The sequence below is a fragment of the Streptomyces sp. NPDC002886 genome, from assembly GCF_042888445.1.
GTDB lineage: Bacteria > Actinomycetota > Actinomycetes > Streptomycetales > Streptomycetaceae > Streptomyces.
The window spans coordinates 114,386-130,359 of record NZ_JBIAPV010000003.1 but is presented as its reverse complement, the minus strand read 5'-3'; the positions used below and the strand labels follow the sequence as shown (position 1 = coordinate 130,359).

Here is a 15,974-nt window from a genome sequence, read left to right as displayed (position 1 = left end):
AGGGTCCCCGGCTCGGCGCGCGCGTGGCCGATACTGGGGAGGTTATGGAAATCCTCATCCTTGCCGTAGTCATCGCCCTGGTCGCGGTCGGTGCGATCAGCGGGCTCGTGGTCAGCAGCCGCAAGAAGAAGCAGCTGCCCCCCACGGCCCCGCCCAGCACGCCGACCATCACTGCCCCGCCCGCCGAACCGCAGGTGGGGGAGGACGCCGCACCGACGGCGGAAGAACCGCGCCGCACGATCGAGGAGGTCGTCCTCCCCGACGCGGAGGACGCCCTCGCATCGCCGGTCGCGGTCGAGGACCCGGTCGTCGAGGCTCCGCCCGCCCCCGAGATCGAGGTGCCCGAGCCCACCGCCGGCCGCCTGGTCCGGCTGCGCGCCCGCCTCGCCCGGTCGCAGAACACGCTCGGCAAGGGGCTGCTCACGCTGCTCTCCCGCGAGCACCTCGACGAGGACACCTGGGAGGAGATCGAGGAGACCCTCCTCATCGCCGACGTCGGTGTCGCGCCGACCCAGGAGCTGGTGGACCGGCTCCGCGAGCGCGTCAAGGTGCTCGGCACCCGCACCCCCGCCGATCTGCGCGCCCTGCTGAAGGAGGAGCTGGTCGCGCTCCTCGGTACCGACTTCGACCGCGCGGTGAAGACCGAGAGCGGCGTGGACACCCCCGCCGTGATCATGGTCGTCGGCGTGAACGGCACCGGCAAGACCACCACCACCGGCAAGCTCGCCCGCGTGCTCGTCGCCGACGGCCGCAGCGTCGTGCTCGGCGCCGCGGACACCTTCCGCGCCGCCGCCGCCGACCAGCTCCAGACCTGGGGCGACCGGGTCGGGGCGCGCACCGTGCGCGGCCCCGAGGGCGGCGACCCGGCCTCGATCGCCTACGACGCGGTCAAGGAGGGCATCGCCGAGGGCGCCGACGTGGTGCTCATCGACACGGCGGGCCGGCTGCACACCAAGACCGGCCTCATGGACGAGCTCGGCAAGGTCAAGCGCGTCGTGGAGAAGCACGGCCCGCTCGACGAGATCCTGCTCGTCCTGGACGCCACCACCGGGCAGAACGGCCTGACCCAGGCCCGCGTCTTCGCCGAGGTCGTGGACATCACCGGCATCGTGCTGACCAAGCTCGACGGCACCGCCAAGGGCGGCATCGTCATCGCCGTCCAGCGCGAGCTCGGCGTACCGGTCAAGCTCATCGGTCTCGGTGAGGGCGCGGACGACCTGGCGCCCTTCGAGCCGGAAGCCTTCGTCGACGCCCTGATCGGCGACTGAACGCCCCCGCCGCTCCTACGCCGGCCAGTGCCCCCGAGGTCCCAGGACCCGGGGGCGCTGCCATGCGCGGAGCAGGGAGAGGGGCTACGCGCGGCGCAGCCGGTGGCACAGGTAGGCGAGGGTGCCCAGCAGAAGGCGGGCCTGCGGCGGGTCCCCGGCCGAGTCCAGCGCCGGCGGGCGCAGCCAGCTCACCGGGCCGAGGCCCGCGAAGTCCGAGGGCGGGGCGGTGACGTAGGAGCCCTGGCCCAGTGCGCGCAGATCCAGATCGGCGTCGTCCCAGCCCATCCGGTACAGCAGCTGCGGCAGCCCGGCCGCCGCCCCCGTGGCGACGAAGAACTGGGCCCGGCCGTCCGGGGTCGCGGTCACCGGGCCGAGCGGCAGCCCCATCCGCTCCAGCCGGACCAGCGCGCGGCGCCCGGCCTCCGCGGAGACCTCGATGACGTCGAAGGAGCGCCCGACGGGGAGCAGCACGGCGGCTCCCGGGTACCCGGTCCAGGTCTCGGTGACCTCGTCGAGGGTGGCGCCGGCCGGGACCGTGGGAGCGAGGGCCAGCGGATGCGCCCCCGGCGCACCGCAATTCGTATGACCGCAGGAACAGTCGCGGGCCGGCCCCGCTGCCCGGGCGCCGGGGACCACGTCCCAGCCCCACAGTCCGGTGTACTCCGCCACCGTCGTGCACTCCGACGTCCGGCCGCGGCGCCGAGCGCCGGAACGGAACTCCTTGGTGCCGCGGCTGCCGCCGATCGTGAAGCCCATGCCCATGCCCCCTCCAACGGGTCGGACGTGCCGGTGGTTACGACCTCGGCCGGTTGTGTTGGCTGCCCGGATGACCGGCGCACTCCGTGACGCGCACGCCCCGGCGCACTCCTGTCCATCCGATCGGTCTCGCCTTCGTGTCAAGTGAATCGCGCCTGGCGGGTGGCGAGTTCATTCGAAGGGGTGGCGAATGGTGGCGTTTCCGGGATCGACCTCGCCGAAGGGGTGATCGTAGGATTACTTTCGGTGCACGAAGCGCGATGAGGAGACGGGTTCGCGGGTAGGGCGCGGGTATGCCGGAGGCATGCGTGAAGGACCTGTGAAGACCGTTTCCCGGCAGGGTTTCGTGTGGAAGAGACTGACGGATGGGGGGCGTTCCAGTGAGCGGCAACGGCGCAAGCGGAACGAGTGCGGAGTCCGGCGTGGAGTCCGACGTGTCGCAGGGCGCCACCGTCCGCAACGAGCAGCTGACGTCCTGGTTCGTCCGCAGCGGCTGGTCCAAGGGCGAGCTCGCCCGCCAGGTCAACCGCCGTGCCCGCCAGATGGGCGCCCACCACATCAGCACGGACACCTCGCGGGTCCGGCGCTGGCTCGACGGCGAACAGCCCCGCGAGCCCGTCCCGCGCATCCTGTCCGAGCTCTTCTCCGAACGCTTCGGCTCCGTCGTCGCCATCGAGCACCTCGGCCTGCGCACCGCCCACCAGACCCCCTCCGTCTCCGGCGTCGACCTGCCCTGGGCCGGACCGCAGACCATCGAGCTCCTCGGCGAGTTCTCCCGCAGCGACCTGATGCTGGCCCGCCGCGGCTTCCTCGGGACCTCGCTCGCCCTGTCCGCCGGCCCCGCCCTCATCGAGCCCATGCAGCGCTGGCTCGTACCGGTCCCGGCCGCCGACCCGGGGCCCCGGGAGGCGGGGCCGACGGGCGCCCTGAGCGGCCACCGGCCGCCCCGGCTCTCCGAGCCCGAGGTGGACCTCCTCGAAGCCACCACCGTGATGTTCCGCCAGTGGGACGCCCAGTGCGGCGGCGGACTGCGCCGCAAGGCCGTGGTGGGCCAGCTCCACGAGGTCACCGACCTGCTCCAGGAGAACCACCCGGCCCCGGTCATGAAGCGGCTCTTCAAGGTCGCCGCCGAACTCGCCGAACTCGCCGGCTGGATGAGCTACGACATCGGCCTGCACCCCACCGCGCAGAAGTACTTCGTCCTCGCGCTGCACGCCGCGAAGGAGGGCGGGGACAAGCCCCTGGGCTCGTACATCCTCTCCAGCATGAGCCGCCAGATGATCCACTTGGGCCGCCCCGAGGACGCCCTGGAGCTCATCCACCTGGCCCAGTACGGCAGCCGCGACTGCGCGGGGCCCCGTACGCAGGCGATGCTGTATGCGATGGAGGCCCGCGCCTACGCCAACATGGGCCAGCCCAGCCGCTGCAAGCGGGCCGTGCGGATGGCCGAGGACACCTTCTCCGACGTCGGCTTCGACGCCGAGCCCGAGCCCGACTGGATCCGCTTCTTCTCCGAGGCCGAGCTCAACGGCGAGAACTCCCACTCCTACCGGGACCTGGCCTACGTCGCGGGCCGCAGCCCCATGTACGCCTCCCTCGCCGAGCCGGTCATGCAGCGTGCCGTCGAGCTCTTCGAGAAGGACGAGGAGCACCAGCGCTCCTACGCACTCAACCTGATCGGCATGGCCACCGTGCACCTGCTCCAGCGCGAGCCCGAGCAGGCCACCGTCCTCGCCGGCCGCGCCCTCGACGTGGCGGGAAAGGTGCGGTCGGAACGGGTGAACACCCGGCTGCGCAAGACCGTCGACACCGCCGCGCGTGAGTACGGCGACGTCGCCGACGTGGTGCGGCTCACCGACCACCTCGCCTCCCGCCTCCCCGAGGCCGCGGAGGCCGTCTGACGGCCACCCGGCCGCCCCAAGGCCCCCGGCCGCGGCAGTCACCCCGTGAAGCCCGATCAGGCTCCCCCAGCCAGGTTCCCCGGGTCATCGCCGCGGCCGGGTTTCCCCCGCCACCTCCATGAACCACTCGTTCATGGAGGCGTAACACGCCAGACCTCTTCGTCATCGACGCGAAACACCCAGCGGCGCCGCCGGAAACCGGCCTGCGCGAATCTCAGGGCCAATAACCGGCCAGCCCCCGGGCCGGAACACCCTCAGGCCTGATTCACGAACCAGCGCCGCTCAGGTTTTCACGATCGCCCGCACGCGAACGTACCGACGACGAGGAGACGCCGATGGCATCAGCCATCACGACCCTCGCGGCAGACGCCCCCACGCTGTCTTCCGCGAACACCGGGTTCATGCTCATCTGCTCCGCCCTGGTCATGCTGATGACCCCGGGACTCGCCTTCTTCTACGGAGGCATGGTCCGCGTCAAGAGCAGCCTCAACATGCTGATGATGAGCTTCATCAGCCTCGGGATCGTCACGATCCTCTGGGTCCTCTACGGATTCAGCCTCGCCTTCGGCGCCGACTCCGGCTCGCTCATCGGCTGGACCTCCGACTACGTGGGACTCAGCGGCATCGGCATCACCGAGCTGTGGGACGGCTACACCATCCCCGTCTACGTCTTCGCCGTCTTCCAGCTCATGTTCGCGATCATCACCCCGGCGCTGATAAGCGGTGCCCTGGCCGACCGCGTCAAGTTCAGCGCGTGGGCGCTGTTCATCACCCTCTGGGTCACCATCGTCTACTTCCCCGTCGCCCACTGGGTGTGGGGCGCCGGCGGCTGGCTCTTCGAGCTCGGCGTCATCGACTTCGCGGGCGGCACCGCCGTCCACATCAACGCGGGCGCCGCGGCCCTCGGCGTGATCCTGGTCATCGGCAAGCGCGTCGGGTTCAAGAAGGACCCCATGCGCCCGCACAGCCTCCCGCTCGTGATGCTCGGCGCCGGCCTGCTGTGGTTCGGCTGGTTCGGCTTCAACGCGGGCTCCTGGCTCGGCAACGACGACGGCGTCGGCGCGGTCATGTTCGTCAACACGCAGGTCGCCACCGCCGCCGCCATGCTCGCCTGGCTCGGCTACGAGAAGCTGCGCCACGGCTCCTTCACCACCCTCGGCGCCGCCTCCGGCGCGGTCGCGGGCCTCGTCGCCATCACCCCCTCCGGCGGCTCCTGCTCCCCGCTCGGCGCGATCGCCATCGGCGCCATCGCCGGTGTCGTGTGCGCCATGGCCGTCGGCCTGAAGTACAAGTTCGGCTACGACGACTCCCTCGACGTGGTCGGCGTCCACCTCGTCGGCGGTGTCATCGGCTCCCTGCTCGTCGGCTTCTTCGCCACCGGCGGGGTCCAGTCCGACGCGGCCGGCCTCTTCTACGGCGGCGGTCTGGAGCAGCTCGGCAAGCAGGCCATCGGAGTCTTCTCCGTCCTGGCCTACTCTCTCGTGGCGTCCGCGGTGCTCGCCTTCCTGCTCGACAAGACGATCGGGATGCGGGTCCCCGAGGACGACGAGGTCTCCGGCATCGACCAGGTCGAACACGCCGAGACCGCCTACGACTTCAGCGGAGCCGGCGGCGGTTCCTCCTCCCGGAGCACCGCCGTTCCCGCCCCCGTTGCCGCCGCGAGCAAGAAGGTTGACGCATGAAGCTCATCACCGCGATCGTGAAGCCGCACCGGCTCGACGAGATCAAGGAAGCCCTGCACCGCTTCGGAGTCCAGGGGCTCACCGTCTCCGAGGCCAGCGGCTACGGCCGCCAGCGCGGACACACCGAGGTCTACCGGGGCGCCGAGTACACCGTGGACCTCGTACCGAAGATCCGCATAGAGGTGCTCGTCGAGGACGGCGACGCGGAAGACGTGATGCGGATCGTCGTCGACGCCGCCCAGACCGGCAAGATCGGCGACGGCAAGGTGTGGAGCATCCCCGTGGACTCGGTCATCCGGGTCCGCACCGGCGAACGTGGCGCTGACGCGCTCTAGGTGATGGGAACCTCTGGGTGACGAGCGTCGAAGAGACCACTGACGGCGGCAACACCGCCGACCAGGGACCCAGCGGGTACGCCGCGGCCCGGCTGCGACTCCTCCAGGAGGAGTCGCGGTCCGGGCCTTCCCGGCGTTCCGCCCTGGCCGCCCTGACCGACGACTGGCTGAGGGCGCTGTTCGCCACCGCCGTGAAGGAGACGGGCGTGCGGGGCGCCGCCCTCGTCGCCGTCGGCGGCTACGGCCGCGCCGAACTGTCCCCGCGCAGCGACCTCGACCTGGTCCTGCTGCACGACGGAAAGGCCGAACCGCGCGCCCTGGCCACCCTGGCCGACCGGCTCTGGTACCCCGTCTGGGACCTCGGCGTCGCCCTCGACCACTCGGTGCGCACCCCCGGCGAAGCCCGCAAGACCGCCGCCGAAGACCTCAAGGTGCACCTCGGACTGCTCGACGCCCGGCCCGTCGCCGGCGACGCCGGGCTCCTCGCGGGACTGCGCACCTCCGTGCTGGCTGACTGGCGCAACCACGCCGCCAAGCGCCTTCCCGAGCTGCACTCCCTGTGCCGCGAGCGGGCCGAGCGTGCCGGGGAGCTCCGCTTCCTGCTGGAACCCGACCTCAAGGAGGCCCGCGGGGGACTGCGCGACGTCACCGCGCTGCGGGCCGTAGCCGCGTCCTGGCTGGCCGACGCCCCCCGCGAGGGGCTCGCCGAAGCCCGGCGCCGGCTGCTCGACGCCCGGGACGCGCTGCACCTGGTGACGGGCCGCGCCACCGATCGGCTCTCCCTCCAGGAGCAGACGCCGGTCGCGGCGCAGCTCGGTCTGCTCGACGCCGACGCCCTGCTCAGGGAGGTCTACGAGGCCGCGCGGGTGGTCTCGTACGCCGGTGACGTGACCTGGCGCGAGGTCGGGCGCGTGCTCCGGGCCCGGTCGGCCCGCCCCCGGCTGCGCGGGCTGCTCGGCACCCGCGGCTCCGTACCGGAGCGGGCTCCGCTCGCCGAAGGCGTCGTCGAGTCCGACGGCGAGGCCGTACTGGCCCTGGCCGCGCGGCCCGACCGGGACCCGGTGCTGCCCCTGCGCTTCGGCGCGGCCGCCGCCCAGGCGGGACTGCCCGTCTCGCTGCACGCCGTACGGCGGCTCGCGGCGCAGGCGAAGCCGCTGCCGGTGCCGTGGCCGGCCGAGGCCCGGGAGCAGCTGCTGACCCTGCTGGGCGCGGGGGAGCCGACGGTGGCCGTGTGGGAGGCGCTGGAGGCCGAGGGGATCATCACGAAGCTGCTGCCCGACTGGGAGCGGGTGCGGTGCCGGCCGCAGCGCAACCCGGTGCACACCTGGACCGTGGACCGGCACCTCGTCGAGACGGCCGTCCGGGCCTCGGAGCTGACCCGCCGGGTGGGCCGCCCCGACCTCCTCCTGATGGCCGCGCTGCTGCACGACATCGGCAAGGGCTGGCCCGGCGACCACTCCGTGGCCGGCGAGACCATCGCGCGCGACATGGCACTGCGGGTGGGCTTCGACGCGGAGGACGTCGCCGTGCTGGGCGTGCTCGTACGCCACCACCTGCTGCTGATCGACACCGCCACCCGGCGCGACCTGGACGACCCGGCGACCGTCAAGGCGGTCGCGGAGGCGGTCGGGTCGCCCGGCACGCTGGAGATCCTGCACGCGCTGACGGAGGCCGACGCGCTGGCCACCGGCCCGGCGGCGTGGAGCGCGTGGCGCGGCTCGCTCGTGGCCGACCTGGTCGCCCGGGTCGCCGCCGTGCTGCGCGGGGTCGCCCCGGCGGTGACGGAGCTGGAGATCCCGACCACCGAGCAGGAGCGCCTCGCGGTGGAGGCGCTGCGCACCGGGGAGGCGGTCCTGGCCCTGCACGCCCGCCAGGAGGAGGACGCGGTCGGCGTGGAACTGGTGGTGGCCGTCCCCGACCAGCCGGGGGTGCTGCCTGCGGTGGCCGGCGTACTGGCCCTGCACCGGCTCACCGTGCGTGCGGCCGACCTGCGCTCGATGGAGCTCCCGGAGCAACTGGGCGAGGTACTGGTCCTGCGCTGGCGGGTGGCGGCGGAGTACGGCTCCCTGCCGCAGGCCGCACGGCTGCGCACCGACCTGGTGCGGGCCCTGGACGGCTCGCTGGACGTCCCGGCGAAGCTGGCGGACCGCGAGGCGGCGTACCCGCGCCGGCGCGGGGTGGTCCCGCCGCCGCCCCGGGTCGCGGTGATGCCCGAGGTCTCCTCCCTGGCCACGGTCCTGGAGGTGCGCGCTCCCGACGCGGTCGGGCTGCTGCACCGGATCGGGCGGGCGCTGGAGTCCTCCGGGGTCAGGGTCCGCAGCGCGCACGTCTCGACGCTCGGCGCGAACGCGGTGGACACGGTCTACGTGGTCGACGCGGACGGCAAACCCCTCGCAGGCCCGGCGGCGACCGCCCTGGCGGGGGCGGTCCAGGCGGCCCTGGCGTAGCGGGGGCGTCCGCTGCGCGGGGCCGTCCCCGCGCGGCGGACGTCGTACGGGCCCGGCCCGGAGGGGGAAAGCCGCCCGCAGGGCCAGGGGGGTGGCGCGGCCCGATACCCTGGGGACGACCACACGCCCCCTGACCCGAGGAATCGCGACCACCGTGTTCGATACGCTTTCCGACCGCCTCAGCGCGACCTTCAAGTCCCTCCGGGGCAAAGGCCGCCTCTCCGAGCAGGACATCGACGCTGCGGCGCGGGAAATCCGTATCGCCCTCCTCGAGGCCGACGTCGCCCTCCCGGTCGTCCGCTCCTTCATCGCGAACGTCAAGGAGCGCGCCCGCGGCGAAGAGGTCTCCAAGGCCCTGAACCCGGGCCAGCAGGTCCTCAAGATCGTCAACGACGAGCTGGTCTCCATCCTCGGCGGCGAGACCCGGCGGCTGCGCTTCGCCAAGACCGCGCCCACCGTGATCATGCTCGCCGGCCTCCAGGGTGCCGGTAAGACCACCCTCGCCGGAAAGCTCGGTCTGTGGCTGAAGGGGCAGGGCCACACCCCGCTCCTCGTCGCCTGTGACCTCCAGCGCCCCAACGCCGTCAACCAGCTCTCGGTCGTGGCCGAGCGGGCCGGCGTGGCCGTCTACGCACCCGCCCCCGGCAACGGCGTCGGTGACCCGGTCCAGGTCGCCAAGGACTCCATCGAGTACGCGCGGACCAAGCAGTACGACGTCGTGATCGTCGACACCGCCGGCCGCCTCGGCATCGACCAGGAGCTGATGCAGCAGGCAGCGGACATCCGCGACGCCGTCAGCCCGGACGAGATCCTCTTCGTCGTCGACGCCATGATCGGCCAGGACGCGGTCAACACCGCCGAGGCCTTCCGCGACGGCGTCGGCTTCGACGGCGTCGTGCTCTCCAAGCTCGACGGCGACGCCCGAGGCGGTGCGGCGCTCTCCATCGCGCACGTCACCGGCAAGCAGATCATCTTCGCCTCGAACGGCGAGAAGCTCGACGAGTTCGACGCCTTCCACCCGGACCGCATGGCGGGCCGGATCCTCGACATGGGTGACATGCTCACCCTGATCGAGCAGGCCGAGAAGACCTTCAGCCAGGCCGAAGCCGAGAAGATGGCGGCCAAGCTGCAGAAGGGGCCCAAGGAGTTCACGCTCGACGACTTCCTGTCCCAGATGGAGCAGGTCCGCAAGATGGGCTCCATCTCCAAGCTGCTCGGCATGCTCCCGGGCATGGGGCAGATCAAGGACCAGATCAACAACATCGACGAGCGCGACGTGGACCGCACCGCCGCGATCATCAAGTCGATGACCCCGGCCGAGCGCCAGGACCCGCACCTCATCAACGGCTCGCGCCGCGCCCGTATCGCCAAGGGCTCGGGCACCGAGGTCAGCGCCGTCAAGTCGCTCGTCGAGCGGTTCTTCGAGGCCCGCAAGATGATGTCCCGCATGGCCCAGGGCGGCGGCATGCCGGGCATGCCGGGCATGCCCGGGATGGGCGGCGGCCCCGGCCGGCAGAAGAAGCAGGTCAAGCAGGCCAAGGGCAAGCGCAAGAGCGGGAACCCGATGAAGCGCAAGGAAGAAGAGGCCGCGGCAGCCGCGCGCCGCGAGGCCGGTCCGGAGGCGATCGAGCCCGCCGCCGGCGGCAACCCGTTCGGACTTCCCACCGGGGGCGCCCAGCCCGGTCAGGACTTCGACCTTCCGGACGAGTTCAAGAAGTTCATGAAGTAGCAGTGCGTCACGCGGCACCGTGACGTAGCAGTACGGAGCCACGCGAGCCCCGGCCGGACCACTCCGGCCGGGGCTTCGCCGTGTGGCCCGCCGCCAGGGGCGATGGTCCGGTTTGTCGCTTATGGTCGGCCGGGAGGACGGCAGAAGGAGGCCTACGTGCCCAGCCCCACCCCCGTACCGCCCCGCGACCGGGCCGATACGCCCTGGCGCTCCGAAGGCGCACCGCCCGCCCCGCCGCCCAAGAAGCGGATGCCCGGCGGCTGGCGCGGCCTGATCCTCACCGCCCTGATCGTCTACCTGATCACCAACCTGGTGCTCTCCTTCTTCAACGAGGGCGACGAGCCGACGATCTCGTACACGGAGTTCAGCAAGCAGGTCGCGAACGGCAACGTCTCGAAGATCTACTCCAAGGGCGACGCCATCCAGGGCGAGCTGAAGGCGGAGCAGCCCAAGCCGGACGGGGACAAGGGCGACTACAAGAAGTTCGTCTCCCAGCGGCCCGCCTTCGCCGACGACGACCTGTGGGCCAACCTCACCAAGCAGAACGTCGTCGTCACGGCCTCCCCGGTCGTCGAACAGCGCAGCTTCCTGGCCAATCTGCTGATCTCGCTGGCCCCGATGCTGCTGCTCGTCCTCCTGTGGGTGGTCATCGCCCGCCGGATGGGATCGGCGATGGGCGGCGGCGGCATGGGCGGGCTCGGCCGCAAGACGCCGCCCAAGCCCGTCGAGCTGGAGGGCGCCAAGCGCACCACCTTCGAGGACGTGGCCGGCATCGACGAGGTCGAGGGCGAGCTCAACGACGTCGTGGACTTCCTGAAGAACCCGGACGAGTACCGCAAGATGGGCGCCCGCATGCCCGGCGGCGTCCTGCTCGCCGGCCCGCCCGGCACCGGCAAGACCCTGCTCGCCCGCGCGGTGGCCGGCGAGGCCGGGGTGCCGTTCTTCTCCGCCTCCGCCTCCGAGTTCATCGAGATGATCGTCGGCGTCGGCGCCTCCCGGGTCCGCGAACTCTTCACCGAGGCCCGCAAGGTGGCCCCCGCGATCATCTTCATCGACGAGATCGACACCATCGGGCGGGTGCGCGGCGGCGGCGCGGCCATGGGCGGCCACGACGAGCGCGAGCAGACCCTGAACCAGATCCTCACCGAGATGGACGGCTTCTCCGGCTCCGAGGGCGTGGTCGTCCTCGCCGCGACCAACCGGGCCGACGTGCTGGACCCGGCGCTGACCCGGCCGGGCCGCTTCGACCGCACCGTCATGGTCTCCCCGCCCGACAAGGCCGGCCGCGAAGCCATCCTGCGCATCCACACCAGGGACATCCCGCTGGCCGCCGGAGTCGACCTCGCGCAGATGGCCCGTACGACCCCGGGCATGACCGGAGCCGAACTGGCCAACCTCGCCAACGAGGCCGCCCTGCTCGCCGTGAAGCGCCAGCAGAAGGAGGTCACCCAGACGGACCTCTCCGACGCGCTGGAGAAGGTCCAGCTGGGCGCCGAGCGGCCGCTGGTCATGCCGGACGAGGAGCGCCGCCGTACCGCGTACCACGAGAGCGGTCACGCCCTGCTGGGCATGCTCCAGCCCGGCGCCGACCCCGTCCGCAAGATCACCATCGTGCCGCGCGGGCGGGCGCTCGGGGTCACCCTCTCCACCCCGGAGGCCGACCGGTACGCCTACACGGAGGAGTACCTGCGCGGCCGCATCATCGGGGCCCTGGGCGGCATGGCCGCCGAGCAGGTGGTCTACGAGGTCATCACCACCGGCGCGGAGAACGACCTCGAACAGGTCACCAACATCGTCCGGGGCATGGTCGGCCGCTGGGGCATGAGCGAGCGCATCGGCCGCCTCACCGCCATCCCCTCGGACGGACAGAGCCCCTACGGCCTCTCCGCCGCGCCCGCCACCCTCGACGCGGTGGACCACGAGATGCGCCGGATCGTCGACGAGTGCTACGAGAAGGCCTGCCGCCTGCTCGTCGAGAACCGCGACAAGCTGGACGCCCTCGCGGAGGCCCTGATGGCCAACGAAACCCTCGACGAAGCGGCCGCCTACGCCGCCGCGGGCATTCCCCGCCTCCACAAGTCGGCGCCGCACGAGTGAGCGCCGCGCGGGGCCGGTCCGGGGCCCCGCACGGCGGCGGTCGCGCGCGTAGGGCGGTTAGGCCGTACGGGCGATGACGTAGCGGAAGATGTTCGGCAGCCAGACGGCCCCGTCACCCCGTTCGTACGGGTGAAGCGCCTCCGCCAGCTCCTTCTCCACCTGCACCGGGTCGGAGCACTCGTACAGCCCGGTCGACAGCAGCCCGCGCACCGCGCTGTCCACGTCGGCGTACCCGAAGGGGCAGAACACCCGCCCCGACCCGTCCGGCACCAGCCCGGCCGCGGCCGCCATCGCGTCCAGGTCCCGCGCGGCCGGCCCGCCGCCCAGGACGGAGGGCACCGTGCACCGCTCCGCCGGACCCCAGTCCGCCAGCACCACCGCGGCGCCCGGCCGGCGCAGCGCCGGCAGGGCCGCGGCCAAGGCGCCCGGGGAGGGCGAGAAGGCCAGCAGGACGTCGTAGGGCACCGCGGGCGCCGGAGGGGCCGCGAGCACCTCCAGGAGGCGCTCCCGGGCCAGCGTCCGGCGCGCCGGATCCGTCTCCACACCCGTGGCCAGGGCTCCCCGGCCCGAGGCCAGCAGCAGGGCCAGTCCGGCCCCGCAGTCGAGGCCGAGCAGCCGGTCTCCCGGCCCGACCTCCAGCCGGTCGTAGACCGCCTCGTACAGCGGTACCAGCATCCGTTCCTGGATCTCCGCCCAGTCCCGCGCGACAAGCGTCGCCGTCGGCGTCGGTGTCATCGAAAGAGCGCTCCTGATTCCGTTTCGCCCCCATGCCCCCGTTGCCAGAGAACTCCCGATTCGCCCCCGCGTCCAGAGGAGCGCGCCACTCGATTCATGGGAGGGCGCGACCCGATTCACGTTCGGCACTCCGGGCGCCGTACCATTCGCGCCATGGCAAAGGCACCCGTTCTCACCCCCCAGGCGGAGGATTTCCCCCGCTGGTACCAGGATCTGATCAACAAGGCCGAGCTGGCCGACAATGGTCCGGTCCGCGGCACGATGGTCATCCGGCCGTACGGCTACGGCCTGTGGGAGCGGATGCAGCAGGAGATGGACGCGCGCATCAAGGACGCGGGCGCCCAGAACGCGTACTTCCCGCTCTTCATCCCGCAGTCGTACCTGACGCGGGAAGCGGAGCACGTCGAGGGCTTCGCCCCCGAGCTCGCGATCGTCACGCACGGCGGCGGCAAGGAGCTCGACGAGCCGGTCGTCGTCCGGCCGACCTCCGAGACGATCATCAACGAGTACTTCTCCAAGTGGGTCCAGAGCTACCGCGACCTGCCCCTGCTGATCAACCAGTGGGCGAACGTGGTCCGCTGGGAGATGCGCCCGCGCGTGTTCCTCCGTACGAGCGAGTTCCTCTGGCAGGAGGGCCACACGGCCCACGTCACGTACGAGGACGCCCGCGACTACGCCGCCCGCATCCACACGGACGTGTACGGCGACTTCATGACCAACGTGCTCGGCATCGACGTCGTGCTCGGCCGCAAGACCGCCAAGGAGCGCTTCGCCGGCGCCATCAACACCCTCACGCTCGAGGGCATGATGGGCGACGGCAAGGCCCTGCAGCTCGGCACGAGCCACGAGCTCGGCACCAACTTCGCCAAGGCCTTCAACACGCAGTACCTGTCGAAGGAAGGCAAGCAGGAGCTCGTCTGGCAGACCTCGTGGGGCGTCTCGACCCGCATGGTCGGCGGCCTGATCATGTCGCACGGCGACGACAACGGCCTGCGGGTCCCGCCGCGCCTCGCGCACGTCCAGGTCGTCGTCATGGCGATCAAGGGCGACGAGGCCGTGGCGAAGGTCCGCGAGCTGGGCGCCCAGCTCAAGGCCGCGGGCCTGCGGGTGTTCGTCGACGACCGCGTCGACACGCCCTTCGGCCGCCGCGCCGTGGACTGGGAGCTCAAGGGCGTACCGGTCCGCGTCGAGATCGGTCCCCGCGACCTGGAGGCCGGCACCGCGATGCTGGCCCGCCGGATCCCGGGCGGCAAGGAGGCCGTGCAGATCTCCGACCTCGCCGCCCTGCTGCCCAAGGTGCTGGAGGAGGACCAGGAGCAGCTGCTGCGCGAGTCCCGCGAGCGCCGCATCTCCCGCACCTCCGACGTCTCGACCATCGAGGAGGCCGCCGAGGCCGCCATCGCCGGTGGCTGGGCGCGGATCCCGTGGGCCGACCTCGGCCCCGAGGGCGAGGCGAAGCTCGCCGAGCAGGCCGTCTCCGTACGCTGCCTGATCGCCGAGGACGGGTCGGTGCCGCAGGCGGACGACGCCCCCGGCAACCTCGCGATCGTCGCGCGCTCGTACTAGCCGGTCCGGCTGAGGGCTCTCACGCCCCGGCGTGCGGCATCCGCCGCGCGCCGGGGCTGTGTCGGGCGGTAGCCCTCACTACGTACCGACTCCTCCTGAGATATGCGCACCCGTCCTCGTCGGGACGCATGAGACTGAACTGACTGGTACGTGCAAAAAATTTGGAATGGCCCGGAATCGGAACACCGGGGCACCCCGGCTCGTTGTCACGACGTGAGCACGACACCACCTGTTCTCGCCGCAGAGCTGGCGCAGGCGTGGGCCGATATTCAGCGGTACCACCCCGAGCTGCCTGACCTTGCCGCGCCCGAGTCCCTGATCGGAGAGTCCTCGTCCGCCTGCGGCGCCGAACTCTCCTTCGAGCGACTGCTGCACGAGGCAGTCCACGGCATCGCCGCAGCCCGCGGAGTGCGTGACACTTCGCGGGCCGGCCGCTACCACAACCGCAGGTTCCTCGCGATCGCCGAGGAGATGGGGCTGGACCACACCGACGAGCCGCACGCGAGCAGTGGCTTCTCCCTGGTCTCGCTCAATCCCGAGGCGAAGAAGCGCTACCGCCCCACCATGGAGCGCCTTCAGCGTGCGCTGAAGGCCCACACGGTCGCCACGGCCGCCGACACCAAGCGCAGCTTCCGCGGACCGGCGGCCCGGCACGGGTCCTCCGGCGGCGGCGTCCGCGTCAAGGCCGTCTGCGACTGCGGGCGCAACGTGCGCGTGGTCCCGTCCGTACTGGCCCAGGCCCCGATCGTGTGCGGAGGCTGCATGAAGCCGTTCCGCATCCCGGAAGTGGCCATCGCGGTGGCTTCCTGACCCGGCGGGTGGCCCCGGTCCATGCGGGCGCGACCTCCCGGCCGAGCGCGCCGCGGGCGTGTGGCACAATGGACAGCTGTACTCGACAGTCGCATAGGACCCCTCTCTCCTCCGGCTGACGCGTCCATCGGGCACCCGAGTACCGCAACCCCACGTGGCATCTCATGTGCCCAACCACGTCAAGTTCAGGAGACACCACTCCAGTGGCAGTCAAGATCAAGCTCAAGCGCCTCGGCAAGATTCGCCAGCCGCACTACCGCATCGTCGTCGCCGACGCCCGTACCCGTCGGGACGGTCGCGCGATCGAAGAGATCGGTATCTACCACCCGACGTACAACCCGTCGCGCATCGAGGTCAACGCCGAGCGTGCGCAGTACTGGCTGTCCGTTGGCGCCCAGCCCACCGAGGCTGTGCTCGCCATCCTGAAGCTCACCGGTGACTGGCAGGCGCACAAGGGCCTTCCGGCCCCCGCGCCGCTGCTGCAGCCGGCGACGAAGGAGAACAAGCGTCGCTCCTTCGACGAGTTCGCCAAGGCCCTCGAGGGCATCGGCGAGGGCAAGGGCGAAGCCATCACCCAGAAGGCGAAGAAGGCCGACAAGAAGGCGGACGAGGCTGAGGCCGAGACCGCCGAGTCGACCGAGGCCTGAG

At 71.8% G+C, this 15,974-nt stretch carries 12 protein-coding genes; 10 read left to right on the top strand and 2 right to left on the bottom strand.

The genetic code is table 11. The annotated features are described in order from the left end of the window. Positions 1–44: 44 nt before the first annotated feature. On the top strand, positions 45–1,268 hold the full coding sequence (gene ftsY / locus ACFYYB_RS12800) for a signal recognition particle-docking protein FtsY (protein ID WP_389435159.1): 1,224 nt from the start codon (positions 45–47) through the stop codon (positions 1,266–1,268). A gap of 84 nt (positions 1,269–1,352) precedes the next feature. Here ftsY and ACFYYB_RS12795 read toward each other — a convergent pair whose 3' ends face one another. Beyond that, positions 1,353–2,024, bottom strand: a complete 672-nt coding sequence (locus ACFYYB_RS12795) for a bifunctional DNA primase/polymerase (protein WP_389435157.1) — start codon at positions 2,022–2,024, stop codon at positions 1,353–1,355. 380 nt (positions 2,025–2,404) lie between these two features. Between ACFYYB_RS12795 and ACFYYB_RS12790 the strand changes: the two genes are divergently transcribed. The 6 genes from ACFYYB_RS12790 (at position 2,405) to ftsH (ending at position 12,215) form a co-directional block, all read left to right on the top strand. Then, positions 2,405–3,925 carry a hypothetical protein gene (locus tag ACFYYB_RS12790; protein WP_389436180.1) on the top strand — a complete coding sequence of 507 codons (1,521 nt, stop codon included), beginning with the start codon at positions 2,405–2,407 and terminating at the stop codon, positions 3,923–3,925. Positions 3,926–4,260: 335 nt separating this feature from the next. Next, the gene (locus ACFYYB_RS12785) at positions 4,261–5,607 is read left to right on the top strand and encodes an ammonium transporter (protein WP_274549750.1); all 1,347 of its coding nucleotides are present in this window, start codon (positions 4,261–4,263) and stop codon (positions 5,605–5,607) included. Beyond that, complete coding sequence (locus ACFYYB_RS12780) at positions 5,604–5,942, top strand: P-II family nitrogen regulator (protein ID WP_112451060.1); 339 nt, start codon at positions 5,604–5,606, stop codon at positions 5,940–5,942. Before ACFYYB_RS12785 ends, ACFYYB_RS12780 begins: the two co-directional genes overlap by 4 nt. Before the next feature lie 17 nt (positions 5,943–5,959). Next, positions 5,960–8,389 (top strand): [protein-PII] uridylyltransferase, encoded by a 2,430-nt coding sequence (locus ACFYYB_RS12775; RefSeq protein ID WP_389435154.1) that lies wholly within the window; start codon positions 5,960–5,962, stop codon positions 8,387–8,389. 154 nt (positions 8,390–8,543) lie between these two features. Next, positions 8,544–10,118 (top strand): signal recognition particle protein, encoded by a 1,575-nt coding sequence (gene ffh / locus ACFYYB_RS12770; protein WP_389435152.1) that lies wholly within the window; start codon positions 8,544–8,546, stop codon positions 10,116–10,118. Positions 10,119–10,220: 102 nt separating this feature from the next. Further along, on the top strand, positions 10,221–12,215 hold the full coding sequence (ftsH, locus tag ACFYYB_RS12765; RefSeq protein WP_389435150.1) for an ATP-dependent zinc metalloprotease FtsH: 1,995 nt from the start codon (positions 10,221–10,223) through the stop codon (positions 12,213–12,215). Positions 12,216–12,272: 57 nt separating this feature from the next. Here the strand turns inward: ftsH and ACFYYB_RS12760 are convergent, their stop codons facing one another. Continuing rightward, positions 12,273–12,950, bottom strand: coding sequence for a methyltransferase type 11 (locus ACFYYB_RS12760; RefSeq protein ID WP_327304327.1), 678 nt, complete (start codon positions 12,948–12,950; stop codon positions 12,273–12,275). A gap of 153 nt (positions 12,951–13,103) precedes the next feature. On the opposite strand from ACFYYB_RS12760, the gene proS reads away from it, so the two are divergent. The 3 genes from proS (at position 13,104) to rpsP (ending at position 15,973) form a co-directional block, all read left to right on the top strand. Then, complete coding sequence (gene proS / locus ACFYYB_RS12755) at positions 13,104–14,516, top strand: proline--tRNA ligase (protein ID WP_389435148.1); 1,413 nt, start codon at positions 13,104–13,106, stop codon at positions 14,514–14,516. A gap of 213 nt (positions 14,517–14,729) precedes the next feature. Then, positions 14,730–15,326, top strand: a complete 597-nt coding sequence (locus ACFYYB_RS12750) for a hypothetical protein (protein ID WP_243337678.1) — start codon at positions 14,730–14,732, stop codon at positions 15,324–15,326. 203 nt (positions 15,327–15,529) lie between these two features. Next, positions 15,530–15,973, top strand: a complete 444-nt coding sequence (gene rpsP / locus ACFYYB_RS12745) for a 30S ribosomal protein S16 (RefSeq protein WP_243337676.1) — start codon at positions 15,530–15,532, stop codon at positions 15,971–15,973. Position 15,974 lies beyond the last annotated feature (1 nt).

Coding starts and splice junctions, on each gene's coding strand:
- ftsY (WP_389435159.1), top strand. CDS start 45: ATGGAAATCCTCATCCTTGCCGTAGTCATCGCCCTGGTCGCGGTCGGT.
- ACFYYB_RS12795 (WP_389435157.1), bottom strand. CDS start 2,024: ATGGGCTTCACGATCGGCGGCAGCCGCGGCACCAAGGAGTTCCGTTCC.
- ACFYYB_RS12785 (WP_274549750.1), top strand. CDS start 4,261: ATGGCATCAGCCATCACGACCCTCGCGGCAGACGCCCCCACGCTGTCT.
- ACFYYB_RS12780 (WP_112451060.1), top strand. CDS start 5,604: ATGAAGCTCATCACCGCGATCGTGAAGCCGCACCGGCTCGACGAGATC.
- ftsH (WP_389435150.1), top strand. CDS start 10,221: ATGGTCCGGTTTGTCGCTTATGGTCGGCCGGGAGGACGGCAGAAGGAG.
- ACFYYB_RS12760 (WP_327304327.1), bottom strand. CDS start 12,950: ATGACACCGACGCCGACGGCGACGCTTGTCGCGCGGGACTGGGCGGAG.
- proS (WP_389435148.1), top strand. CDS start 13,104: ATGGCAAAGGCACCCGTTCTCACCCCCCAGGCGGAGGATTTCCCCCGC.